Origin of the sequence: Mongoliitalea daihaiensis (genome assembly GCF_021596945.1) — a bacterium.
Classification (GTDB): Bacteria; Bacteroidota; Bacteroidia; order Cytophagales; family Cyclobacteriaceae; genus Mongoliitalea; species Mongoliitalea daihaiensis.
The window spans coordinates 4,487,854-4,500,141 of sequence record NZ_CP063779.1; the positions used below are offsets into that span (position 1 = coordinate 4,487,854).

Below are 12,288 nucleotides of genomic sequence, written 5' to 3' on the forward strand. Positions count from 1 at the left end.
ACCGTCAACAGTAAAGATCGGGCAGGTCAGATAATCAGCAGAGACATTGATCTCACAAGGGAAATCGGACCTAATCAACTGATTGTATATCCAAATCCTGATCATAAGGAAGTAAATGTTTTGGTAGATTTAAATGAAAGTGCCTCCATAGAAATCCGATTATTTGATGCCATGGGTAGGGTGGTCATTCAAGAAAGCAGCTACCGTGATGCAACATTCATCCAAACTTTAAATCTAGAAAGCTTGAGCGCTAGAATGTACATTGTCCAAGTCAAAATCGGAAAGATTATCATGACCGAACGATTGGTCAAAAAATAAACCCTTAAACTTAATCCTATTTAAAAAACATTCCTGAACATCCCATTGAGGAACCCTTAACTAAGGGTAGTCTCTTATCCGAATGAAGAATAGTGGAAAGACTAAGAACACATATCCTGATTCTACAAATTTTTAATTTTCCAATCATTCTATCTATCAAATTCCTACCTTTGCCCCTTTAATTACCAACTCATGATTTCAGTCGATAATATCTCCGTCATCCATGGTGGACATGCCTTGTTTAGCGATATTTCTTTTTCTATTAACCCAACAGATAAAATCGCTTTGATGGGCAAAAATGGTGCTGGCAAATCCACCATGCTCAAAATCATAGCAGGTGCTACCAAACCCTCCAAAGGAGGAGTTTCTGCACCTAAAGATGCTATCATTGCTTACTTACCCCAACATTTACTTACGGATGATCAAGCGACTGTTTTTGAAGAAACCTCCAAAGCATTTGCCTCTTATTTGAGTTTGAAGGAGGAAATCGATCGCTTGAATGAAGAGTTGACTGTCCGAACCGACTATGATTCGGAAGAATATTATAAAATCATCGAACGGGTTTCCGAAGTATCTGAAAAATTTTACTCCATAGAGGAAGTAAACTATGAAGAAGAAGTTGAAAAAGTCCTTCTTGGACTAGGCTTTGAACGCGAAGATTTCCATCGTCCAACATCGGAATTTTCAGGTGGCTGGCGTATGCGTATTGAACTCGCAAAAATCCTTTTACAAAAACCTGACTTGATTTTGTTGGATGAGCCTACCAATCACTTGGATATCGAATCTATTCAGTGGCTAGAGGACTTCCTGAGAGACAAAGCAAAAGCCGTTGTTGTAATTTCCCACGACCGTGCTTTCGTGGACAACATTACCAATCGTACCATTGAAGTGACGATGGGTAGAATTTATGATTATAAAGCAAAATACAGTCATTACCTCGAACTAAGAAAAGAGCGTAGAGAGCAGCAACAAAAGCATTACGAAGAACAACAAAAGATGATTGCTGAGACCCAGCAATTTATTGAACGCTTCAAAGGCACATACTCCAAAACCTTGCAGGTACAATCCCGAGTGAAGATGCTCGAAAAATTGGAATTGGTTGAAGTAGATGAGGTAGACACTTCAGCACTACGCCTGCGCTTCCCTCCTTCTCCACGCTCCGGGAAATATCCTGTAATCGTAGAAGAACTTTCTAAATCTTATGGTGATCATGTAGTATTCAAGGATGCTTCTATGACTATTGAGCGTGGCCAAAAAGTAGCCTTTGTTGGTAAAAACGGGGAAGGCAAATCCACCATGATCAAAGCCATCATGGGTGAAATCGACTATGAAGGCAAATGTGAACTAGGACATAACTCCATGATTGGATACTTTGCTCAAAACCAAGCATCTCAATTGGATGAGAATCTCACAATTTTTGAAACAATCGACCAAATAGCTGTAGGTGAAATCAGATCCAAGATTAAGGATTTACTAGGTGCGTTTATGTTTAAAGGAGATGACATCAACAAAAAAGTAAAGGTATTGTCTGGTGGAGAAAAAACCCGTCTAGCAATGATCAAGCTTTTATTGGAACCGGTCAACTTGCTTATCCTCGATGAGCCTACCAATCACTTGGATATGCGTACCAAAGACATTATTAAAGACGCTTTAAAGGATTTTGATGGCACGTTGATTCTCGTATCTCACGATCGAGACTTCCTAGATGGTTTGGCTTCCAAAGTATTTGAGTTCGGACAAAAACGTGTAAAAGAACATTTCGAAGACATCAACGGTTTCCTCCGAAATAAAAAACTTGAAAATCTAAGAGAAGTAGAGAGAAAGTGATTCGAAAATTAAGTGATTGGTTAAGTTGTGAATAGTCGATTGAGTGACTAGTGTGGGAAGTCAATTATTGACTTCCCACACTTCATATGCTGAAAAAGACGCCAATTTCTCAGACGCACCGAATCTAAGGACTAGAATCTCGCTTCAAATAGCATGATGCCTTACTTGTACTTGTCCAATTACCCCTCTCCTCTAATCGCCCTCAAGTATCGTTCATCATCGAAGAACTTAAAAAAGATCATATCCGTTGGTGCCAAGCTTCTGAGATACTCATTGGTTTGAACTGCCCTACTGATATATTCATAGACAGCTTCACGGTCTCCATTTACAGCAGCAACCATGGCCAGTCCATAAAAACCATATCCTGAAGTACGATTCAATTGAGAACTTTCTTCAAATGCAACCACGGCATTGGCGTAATCGCTCATCAGAAAATATGCTAATCCTTTGTTAAAAAAATTCTCTTCGTTTTCAGGTGCTTGCTCAAACCGGATCAGGGCTAGACGATAATCCCCATTAATGATATCTAAGGCACCACGCAATGCCTCATTCATTCGGACAAACTCCCTGTCTACACTACCACTCATTCCGGAGGCTTGAGATATAGCTACGTAAGCTTCAAAATAGTTGTCATTTAATAAGTAAGCTCTCCCCAAGTTATGGTATACTTCTGCTGTTACCTGTATTCCATTTGCCTGTCTAAACACACGTATTGCAGAAGAAATCAAAGCTCTACGTTTTTGAAGATTGATCTCCCGTTGCGCTTGATTGATATACACAACCCCAAGATTATTAAACGCAAGCACAGAGGGGTATAATTCTGTTAGCTTCTTGTAAATCATTTCCTTTTCCTGAAGTCGAACGGCCTTTTCCCCAGCATAAATTAAATGTTCCTGAGAAAACCCTTCCATCGCTTTACCCTCCATTAATAATTTATAAACACTTGCCGCAATTTCCGGATTGGTAAAATCATTATTGGCTAATGTGATACTCACTTTAGCTATCCGTAATTTTGGAAAAAGTTCCTTGGAGACCTTCGCATATTGTGGCAATCGTTTTAAGCTAGAAAGTTTTGATTCGTATGATTCACTAGATGTAAGAATATCTATGTAACGCTCTTTTAACTTATCATCAATCCCTGAATATTCCGCCAACAGTACCCGAAAGTCAAACCAATCATTTTTTCTAAAATTGGTTTCAATTGGATATTTTTTCCCTAAATTCTCAAGCTGTAAACGAAGAGATTGTGCTCTTTTTTCAGCCAAATTGTGGTCTCTCGTTTCGTCTGTTTCCGGCGAATGTAAGCCTGTAATCCGGATGGACCGCACTGTTTTACCGCGTTCCCCTCTTTGCAGTAAATTTTGCAAAGCAGCTGGCATCTCATTCCCTACCAACCGATCTCTTCCCAGTTGAAAGCTCGCTTCGTAGGACCTGTTTTCTGTAGAATTAATACCTGAAAAATCAGTTGTCAAATAAACACCTATGTCTGGAATAGGCTGATCGCTACGCACCTGACTCATGCGAGTCAATAAGGGTACAGTTGTCACACCCACACCAAGTACCTTAGCACTTCCTGTGTACAGTTTATCTTTTAGTTGATAAACAGGCCGTATTTGTAGCTCTCCCTTTTCCATACCTGGCAAAAATGGGATCAGGTAGTTGGTTGAAAATTGCGCCTCCCCAACCGCTTGGTTAAACACCCCATCAAACGGAATTATTTCTCCCAATCGAAGAGCCGTACCTGCATAGACATATTCAGGATACAATAACACCCGTGCATCTTTGTTGAGAAATTTTAATGGAATAGAGCCGCTAATGGTAAATCGAACAGAGTCCCTGTGCAAAATCAATACTTCTGGGTTTGCCTTGATTCCGTCCAACATACCATCAATAGATTGTATCCGAGGACTACAAGAAGACAAACAAAGCATCATCAAAAAAGAGAAAAACAAAACTTTATAACTTTTAACCATTTGATTCACAAATAAATTGCACATATGAAATCATTTTTATTTACTTTGCATATTAAACCAACTCCACCAACTATTATGAACAAAATTAAACTCTTTTTCGAAGAAAGTGCCTTCGGCGTTTGCAGCAAGTTAGGAGAAAGACTCAACTTCCCAATTGACAGCATCCGTTTGTTCTTTATTTACAGTTCATTTATCACCTTAGGTTCGCCTATCATCGTGTATGTATCCATGGCCATGATGATGAAAATGCGCAAATACCTTAGAAAAATGAACAATCCTGTCTTATTCGATTAAACTCGGAGAAAACATACGATACCCTAGACCATAATAATGCCAAAGTATAGCATATGGTCTCTTTTTCTTTGCATGTCCATGCGAGTGGGAAGAAGTAATGATATTCTTCGACATCTTTCCATAATCCAAGTGCGCCTTCAAAACTGCTTTAACGAACCCTAATTGACCTTTTACAAGGAAAAACAACATAGCCACCACATCCAAGACGAGTCGATGTGCATATACCCATGCAAATCCAAATCCATGAAGATTTTTGCGGTTCATCAAGAGACTGTTCCTGAAATTCAAATAAACTTTGGTACTGTTACTCCTGGAAAGGGTTCCTCCTCCAAAATGATACACTTGAATATGTCCATTGTAGTACGGCTGCAAACCTGCATTTCTCCAACGCCAACATAAATCTATTTCCTCCATGTGGGCAAAAAATTGCCTATCAAAGCCTCCAAAATCAAAAAAATCATTGGCTCTAACCGCCATACATGCACCAGAGGACCAATCCACAGGAACAATGTCATTGTACTGTCCATGATCTTCTTCTACCGATTCCAAAATTCTTCCCCTACAAAAGGGATAACCCAATTGATCCAAATATCCACCTCCTGCACCGGCATAATCAAATACTGTGTGATTTTGAGCGGAAAGGATTTTAGGCTGCACAGAAACGGCATCAGGAGAAGCATCAAGCCATTCAATCAGGTCAATATCCCAACGATGGGTGACCTCTACATCTGAATTTAACAGTATAAAAAACTCAAAAGAACCTTTTAGCTGCTCCAGCGTGAGGTTATACCCCTGAGCAAAGCCATAATTCTTGGAGAGTTGAATCACTTGAAGCTTTGAAAAATGCTTTTGAAGAAAATCAACCGAATCATCCTGACTGCAGTTGTCAGCAATGATAATAGGAAAAGTAGAATACTTGACAACGGAGGGCAAGAACGTTTCCAAAACTTGCCTTCCGTTATAATTTAATATGACAATTGCAGCCTTTTGCATTAAAACATGTTTCCAAAGTCCATTCCAGGAATATTCGGAATCATACCTTCGGTGGCAGCCTTCATTTCATTTTTGATCTTCAGCTCTATCTCTTCCATTGCTTTGTTAGTAGCAGCAACAATCAGATCACTCAGCATTTCTTTATCACTAGGATTTATAAGAGAATCATCCATTTCGATCTTCATGACTTGTCTATGACCATTGACCTCCACTTTTACTAAACCTGCACCTGATTCTCCCACTGCACGCAGGTGGACTAATTTGGCCTGAGTCTCCTTTATTTTGGCTTGGGCTTCCTTTACCTTACCCATCATACCCATCAAATCAAACATAGCTTTCTAATTTTTCTTACAAAGTTAATTTTAAAATCTGTTTTGTACCAAGTAAACGGTGGAATATACAAACACTCATGTTGCGGTATGCTTGTTTAAGATTTATCTATCCTTCCATACCAGTTATTCCTTGTAAAAATATAGATTGAAAACATTTATTAAAAAAACAAAAAGAATCAACTACATCCTTAAAACAGGCTCTGAAGCATCTGGACTGAGAACCGCCTGCCTTAGAATGCTGCCGCTTATACTAACCATAAAAAAATTAAATAGATTAAACACAACTATTTACAGAACAATAAAGTAAAAATAAACTATATTAAACAATCAAATAACACTGAAACCTATGAAAACCATTGAAAATATTGAAAAAGAAAATATCAGAGGCCTTAAATTTTCAAAAAATGAAGTACTCACCAATATGGATGCCATCAAAATAAGAGCATTTGATTTGAACAGGGCATTGACTTTAGGTAATCTTCTAAAAAATAAAGTTCATATTACCTTCCAAGATATCGATCAAAAAACATACCGTGTCCACACTACCATTTGGGCTGTAGGCTCAGACTTTGTTTGCCTCAAAGCGGATATCTGTATTCCCATCACAAGCATCGTAGAAATAGAATAAAAAGAACCTAAATTATACTGGCTTAAAACAAATCACCCATCTTGGAGTCTTTGACATAAAAGATGGGTGATTTTTTTTGACTGAATTCATAAAAATTAATTGATTGCCTCACGCATCAAATTTGGTGAATCAGCTTGATAAAAAGCGCTAATTACAAACTAAACTTCTCGACTAAGTCGGTAATTATCATCAATTCCTGTGTGCCTGTTTGCATATTTTTTAAAGAAATTGTTTGCGATGCAATCTCTTGCTCTCCCAATACCGCCACATAGGGTACTTGTTTTTTATCAGCATATCCCAATTGTTTTTTGAATTTTGCCACCTCGGGATACAACTCTGAAGATATGCCTGCCTGTCTTAACTGATTCAATACTTTCAAACCATATTCGAAACCTTGATGATCAAAATAACAGATCAAAACTTTACTTTGGCCTACATTACCCTCCAGAAATAACCCCAATTCATCCATGACGTCGTAAATCCGGTCTACTCCGAAAGAAAATCCTACTCCTGACACCCCTTCTAGACCAAAAACTCCAGTCAAATTATCATAACGGCCACCGCCGCTAACCGAACCTATGGATACATTATTTACTTTTACTTCGAAAATTGCTCCAGTATAGTAAGAAAGCCCCCGAGCCAAAACCACATCCAATTCCACATGTTCTTCAGATTCCCCATAAGATCCTAAAAGTGCCATAACCTCCTCCAGTTCTTGTACACCTTGAAGACCAACAGCTGACCCTGACAAAAATGATTTCAAAAACTCAAGTTTGGATTGATTGGAACCTCTTACACCAATTATCGGCTCCAATTGATGCACAGCTTCTCTTGAGAAATTCCTCTGGGCAAGTTCTTCTTGCACCTTTTCCCAACCTATCTTATCCAGTTTATCGATGGCTACACATAATTCAGCCTCTCTCCCTTGCTCTCCAATAACCTCGGACAGACCTGTCAAAATCTTCCGGTTGTTGATTTTGATGCTGTAATCTAAAATACCCAATTGAGCGAATACCCGCTTGATCATCAACAGAATTTCCAATTCACACAGCAAACTATCGGTACCAACCACATCAGCATCGCACTGATAAAATTCTCTATACCTTCCTTTTTGTGGTCGATCTGCTCTCCAGACCGGTTGAATCTGAAAACGTTTAAAAGGAAACGTGATTTCATTGCGGTTCATAACCACATATCGAGCAAATGGAACAGTCAAATCATACCGTAAGCCTTTTTCAGACACTTTAGGCAATACATGCGAGGTTCCTTGCTCCAAGTCTACCGCCTGCACATCTTTTAAAAAATTACCTGAATTCAAAATTTTAAACAGCAATTGATCCCCCTCATCTCCATATTTTCCGGTCAAGGTACTGAGATTTTCCATCGATGGTGTTTCCAACTGTTGAAATCCAAAAAGCTTAAATGTCTCCTTAATCGTGTCAAGAATAAAGTTTCTGCGAGCCATTTGAATAGGGCCAAAATCTCGGGTTCCTTTGGGAAGGCTTGGTTTCTGAATTGACATAATTATTTTTAATTTTGCCCAAAGGTAAGTAAAATCAAAATTTTATTTTAATTTTGCGCTTCATTTGGAATCACATAAACAGATAAGACGATGGCTGTTACTACGTTAAAAAGAAAATTGAGAAGAAAAAGACAAGGTCAAACTACACGCGTGATAAAGATTAAGCAATTGAGCGCTAAGCCTGTAATCAAAAATGTAGACATCGAAGAGCTTAAGAAAAGCTTCGAGGCTTAAATCCTGTCTCCTAATAAACATTACTTTCTTTTCCGCTGAGAGGCGAAAATAAAAGGGTTCGATTGTATAATTGAACCCTTTTATTTTTTTCATTTATCTACCGCGCTTACCCAGCTCCACTACGCGTAAGTGCTGAATTTTACCTCCTTGAATTTCAAATTTCAATAAGGTACGAATCTGATGAAATCCTTGCTGCCCGATAGCTCCAGGATTCATATACAAGCATTGCAAAGTAGAATCAAATTCCACCTTGCAAATATGAGAATGTCCACAAACCAATACTTGCAGGCCTTCTCGCTGTATCAACTGCTTGACTCCCTTTGCATAGCGAGGAGGCTTCCCCGCTATATGCAACAATCCTATGGTTAGCCCTTCTATGGAAAAAGAAAGAAATTCAGGATAAATCATTCTGGCATCCTGATCGTCTATATTTCCAGTAATTACTCTCAATATGACATTCTTGGGTAGCTCCTTTAAAATCTGAATGTTTCCGATGTCTCCGGCATGCCAAATTTCATCGACATCCGAGCAATGTCGGATAATTTGCTCATCCATATATCCATGAGAGTCCGAAATCAATGCAACTTTTACCAAAGCTTTGTCTTGTTTAATGCTTAAATTTATAGCTTCTAATCAAAAATAGTCCCGACATATGGAAAATCAAGTCAAATTTCACCAAATCCTCCAAAAACTTGTACCACTTACACTTCTGTGCTTACTCTTAGCCTTTCAAGGTTTTGCGCAACAGGCTGCCCCCTCACTTAGCCCTGATGCATTTGAAGCTGCAGCAAAGAAAAAGAAAAAAGCTGTAATTTTAGACATTAGAACACCACAAGAAGTGGAAAGTGGCTACATAGCAGACGCTGATTTCATAGATTTTTTAGCAGAAAATTTTGAAGAAGAGCTGAAAAGTCTGGATAAAAAAAAGACTTACTATGTGTATTGCCGCTCTGCCAAACGGACAATCCCCGCAACAGAAAAAATGAAAGAATTAGGCTTCAAAAAAGTCTACATGCTGGAAGGCGGATTAAATAATTGGGTAAGTTCGGGAAAGGAAATCGTCACAAAACAAGAATAAGATTACAGAAAGCTATTCATTATCTTTCCATAATGGCATTTATGCGCTCTTGAAGTTTTGGAATTGAGGGATTACTTTCTATTTTTACGAGCCAAAATAGAGATTTTGAAATGAGAGTTATCCAATTTAGAGAAGCATTAAGAGAAGCTATGTCCGAAGAAATGAGACGCGATAAAAACGTGTTCCTCATGGGTGAAGAAGTAGCTGAATATAATGGGGCCTACAAGGTATCCCAAGGTATGTTAGATGAGTTTGGGCCTGATAGAGTTTACGATACTCCGATTGCAGAACTTGGTTTTGCGGGTTTGGGAGTAGGCGCTGCGATGAATGGTTTAAGACCTATCATCGAATTCATGACCTTCAATTTTTCCTTGGTTGCAATTGATCAGATTATTAATTCAGCTGCGAAAATGTTAGCCATGTCTGGTGGTGCATACAGTGTTCCCATTGTATTCAGAGGTCCTACTGGTAACGCTGGGCAATTAGGCGCTACACACTCTTCCAACTTTGAAAACTGGTTTGCAAATACTCCAGGGTTGAAGGTGGTAGTCCCTTCCAATCCTTACGATGCTAAAGGCTTGCTAAAAGCATCCATCCGTGACAACGACCCTGTAATTTTCATGGAGTCTGAATTGATGTATTCTGATAAGGGTGAAGTACCTGAGGGCGAGTACCTACTACCCATTGGAGTAGCTGATATCAAAAGAAAAGGCACAGATGTGACCATCGTTTCCTTCGGTAAAATGATGAAAGTTGCACTAGAAGCAGCTGAAGAATTAGCAAAAGATGGCGTAGAAGCAGAGGTAATCGACTTACGAACTGTGAGACCTATTGATTATGCAGCGGTAGTAAATTCTGTAAAGAAAACCAACAGATGTGTGGTAGTAGAAGAAGCAAATCCTCTAGCGGCTATTTCCTCAGAAATCGCTTACCACTTGCAAAGAAATGCTTTTGATTATTTAGATGCTCCTGTAGTACGAGTAAATTCAATGGATGTTCCCTTGAGTTATGCACCTACTTACATCGATGCTACCATTCCAAACGTAAAACGTACCTTAGAAGCTGTGAAGCAGGTCATGTATAAGTAATCTAATTCTATTAAACCTATAAAAAAAGCTGTCATCCATTGACAGCTTTTTTTATTTGAGTAGTAATCTTACTTTCTAAAAGAGTAAATTCCTTGTGGGTCTTCGGTAACCTAACTATAGCTTTTCCAAAGATTCTTTCTCCCAAAGCCGTAGATGCTTGAAATTAGTAAATTAAGCTTTGTAATGTTTTTCTGACTTCATCCACCAAACAGCATTGCTTTAATTAAAGCCTAGTTCACTGATATTTTGATAGGATAGTTGAATGGATTCAAATGGGTCCATCCCGTCGAACATTTGATCCTGTTCTACAAAATAATGAACCATGCCTGCTTTTGCCCGCTGCTGAAGAATAGATGCAAAATCAATTGTTCCACTTCCTACAGGAGCAAATCTACCTTCCTCATCCATGTCCTTCAAATGCCAGACAAGGAACCTACCCGGATACTTGTCAAAATATGCCAATGGGTCAGCTCCAGCCTTAACAGTCCAATATAAGTCAATCTCAAAATTCACATGCGCAGGATCTGTATTGTCTAAGATGTAATCTGTTAAAATCACTCCATCTTCTCTAGGTACAAATTCAAAATCATGGTTGTGGTATAAAAGCTTTAAGCCTGCAGCAGAACATTTTTCACCAATTGTATTTAATATCTGTACCAGTTCTTCCGCACTTCCTTTCATCCCCAATCCTTCTGGGCCATAAGTAAACATACCCATAGGTGGGACAGGAATGACAAAATAAGTGAAACCCGCATTTCTTGCATCTTCAATTTGTTCATCAGCATTTTCAAGTGTCACGCCACCCATATGTGTGCTTTTGGGCATCAATCCAATAGAGGTTACGAAAGCTTTAAACTCTTCTGGTTCCATGCCATAAAATTTACCATCAGCATAACCTGCTGCTTCAATATAAGCATAGCCTTGATCTGCGACTCGCTGAAGCGTAGCTTTGGGGTCTTGTCCCATTGCCTCACGGAGGGTGTACAATGCTACGCCTCCTTGGCTGGAAGAGCTATCTTCTATAACTTCCTCATTTGTAGATTTTTCAGCTCCACAAGCCATCAAAACCTGTGTACTTACCATAGCAAGCACTAAAATAATAGAATTAAATTTGTCCATAGTCTGAATCATTTGATGAAGTAAGTTATCTAAAAAGTTTTCAAAAAAAATCAATTTTTCTAATTCTCTCCATTTTCAATGTATAAAAGGTTTCTTACCTTGGAAAACTTAAATCAGAGAATCACTATGATTAAAGATAACCCCAAAAGTTTTTCACCCCTTGTAAACCCTGAAGAAGAAGCATTTTTTGCAGGACCTCAAACTAGGTGGAAAGAGTTTAAAATGATCCTAAAAATCATGATTGAATTCATTCGTGGCTTTCGAATGCTGCACTTCGTGGGACCTTGTGTAACTGTCTTTGGCTCGGCAAGATTTGAAGAAAATGACCCTTTTTACAAATTGGCTGTTCGGGTTGGCGAAGAAGTGAGCAACATGGGTTTTACAGTCATGACAGGAGGGGGACCAGGAATTATGGAAGCAGCTAATCGCGGCGCAAAAAATGTTGGAGGAAAATCGGTTGGCTGCAACATCATTCTACCTTTTGAGCAACATCCCAATCCCTACTTGGATAAATTCATGAATTTCAAATACTTTTTTGTTAGGAAGGTATTATTATCAAAATATAGCTACGCTTTTGTAGTGATGCCTGGTGGATTTGGAACCCTAGATGAGTTTTTTGAAGCATTGACCTTGATGCAAACCAAAGTGATGCGCAGATTTCCGGTAGTATTGATGTGTTCTGAGTTTCACCATCACCTTTATGATTACATTCAGCACCTGGCTGATTATGGTACGATCAATAAAGCTGATTTAGAATTGTTTTTGATGACTGACTCCATCGAAGAGATGGAAACTCATATCCGCAAGTATGCAATTGATAACTTTGGGTTGAAGCGAAAAAACTCGGTAGAAGCTAACCCATTGTTAGGCGAAAATAGCTAA

Annotated in this window: 13 protein-coding genes; 7 read left to right on the forward strand and 6 right to left on the reverse strand. The window is 38.8% G+C overall.

Annotation, left to right across the window (positions count from 1 at the left end; genetic code table 11):
• Window positions 1-81: 81 nt before the first annotated feature.
• Window positions 82-318, forward strand: a complete 237-nt coding sequence (locus IPZ59_RS18940) for a T9SS type A sorting domain-containing protein (RefSeq protein WP_262912290.1) — start codon at window positions 82-84, stop codon at window positions 316-318.
• Between the two features lie 192 nt (window positions 319-510).
• On the forward strand, window positions 511-2,145 hold the full coding sequence (locus IPZ59_RS18945) for an ABC-F family ATP-binding cassette domain-containing protein (RefSeq protein WP_236137607.1): 1,635 nt from the start codon (window positions 511-513) through the stop codon (window positions 2,143-2,145).
• 179 nt (window positions 2,146-2,324) lie between these two features.
• Here IPZ59_RS18945 and IPZ59_RS18950 read toward each other — a convergent pair whose 3' ends face one another.
• Window positions 2,325-4,142 carry a tetratricopeptide repeat protein gene (locus IPZ59_RS18950; RefSeq protein ID WP_236137608.1) on the reverse strand — a complete coding sequence of 606 codons (1,818 nt, stop codon included), beginning with the start codon at window positions 4,140-4,142 and terminating at the stop codon, window positions 2,325-2,327.
• Between the two features lie 51 nt (window positions 4,143-4,193).
• On the opposite strand from IPZ59_RS18950, the gene IPZ59_RS18955 reads away from it, so the two are divergent.
• Complete coding sequence (locus IPZ59_RS18955; RefSeq protein ID WP_236137609.1) at window positions 4,194-4,412, forward strand: PspC domain-containing protein; 219 nt, start codon at window positions 4,194-4,196, stop codon at window positions 4,410-4,412.
• On the opposite strand, the gene IPZ59_RS18960 is transcribed toward IPZ59_RS18955, so the two are convergent.
• Entirely contained in the window at window positions 4,401-5,405 is a 1,005-nt protein-coding gene (locus IPZ59_RS18960; protein ID WP_236137610.1) for a glycosyltransferase family 2 protein, read from the reverse strand. The two genes, IPZ59_RS18955 and IPZ59_RS18960, sit on opposite strands and share 12 nt — an antisense overlap.
• Window positions 5,405-5,737: a YbaB/EbfC family nucleoid-associated protein gene (locus IPZ59_RS18965; protein ID WP_236137611.1), complete on the reverse strand. Its 333-nt coding sequence runs from the start codon at window positions 5,735-5,737 to the stop codon at window positions 5,405-5,407. Before IPZ59_RS18965 ends, IPZ59_RS18960 begins: the two co-directional genes overlap by 1 nt.
• A gap of 346 nt (window positions 5,738-6,083) precedes the next feature.
• Here IPZ59_RS18965 and IPZ59_RS18970 point away from each other — a divergent pair, with 346 nt between their 5' ends.
• Window positions 6,084-6,365, forward strand: a complete 282-nt coding sequence (locus IPZ59_RS18970) for a hypothetical protein (protein ID WP_236137612.1) — start codon at window positions 6,084-6,086, stop codon at window positions 6,363-6,365.
• Window positions 6,366-6,516: 151 nt separating this feature from the next.
• On the opposite strand, the gene hisS is transcribed toward IPZ59_RS18970, so the two are convergent.
• Window positions 6,517-7,887, reverse strand: coding sequence for a histidine--tRNA ligase (gene hisS / locus IPZ59_RS18975; RefSeq protein WP_236137613.1), 1,371 nt, complete (start codon window positions 7,885-7,887; stop codon window positions 6,517-6,519).
• A gap of 327 nt (window positions 7,888-8,214) precedes the next feature.
• The gene (locus IPZ59_RS18980) at window positions 8,215-8,715 is read right to left on the reverse strand and encodes a metallophosphoesterase family protein (protein WP_236137614.1); all 501 of its coding nucleotides are present in this window, start codon (window positions 8,713-8,715) and stop codon (window positions 8,215-8,217) included.
• A 58-nt stretch (window positions 8,716-8,773) separates the two neighbouring features.
• Here IPZ59_RS18980 and IPZ59_RS18985 point away from each other — a divergent pair, with 58 nt between their 5' ends.
• Both IPZ59_RS18985 and IPZ59_RS18990 read left to right on the forward strand, forming a co-directional pair.
• Window positions 8,774-9,199 (forward strand): rhodanese-like domain-containing protein, encoded by a 426-nt coding sequence (locus IPZ59_RS18985; protein WP_236137615.1) that lies wholly within the window; start codon window positions 8,774-8,776, stop codon window positions 9,197-9,199.
• 110 nt (window positions 9,200-9,309) lie between these two features.
• Entirely contained in the window at window positions 9,310-10,287 is a 978-nt protein-coding gene (locus IPZ59_RS18990; RefSeq protein ID WP_236137616.1) for a pyruvate dehydrogenase complex E1 component subunit beta, read from the forward strand.
• 219 nt (window positions 10,288-10,506) lie between these two features.
• Here the strand turns inward: IPZ59_RS18990 and IPZ59_RS18995 are convergent, their stop codons facing one another.
• Window positions 10,507-11,406 (reverse strand): sugar phosphate isomerase/epimerase family protein, encoded by a 900-nt coding sequence (locus IPZ59_RS18995; RefSeq protein WP_236137617.1) that lies wholly within the window; start codon window positions 11,404-11,406, stop codon window positions 10,507-10,509.
• A 126-nt stretch (window positions 11,407-11,532) separates the two neighbouring features.
• Here IPZ59_RS18995 and IPZ59_RS19000 point away from each other — a divergent pair, with 126 nt between their 5' ends.
• A complete protein-coding gene (locus IPZ59_RS19000; protein ID WP_236137618.1) occupies window positions 11,533-12,288 on the forward strand; it encodes an LOG family protein in 756 nt (251 codons plus the stop codon).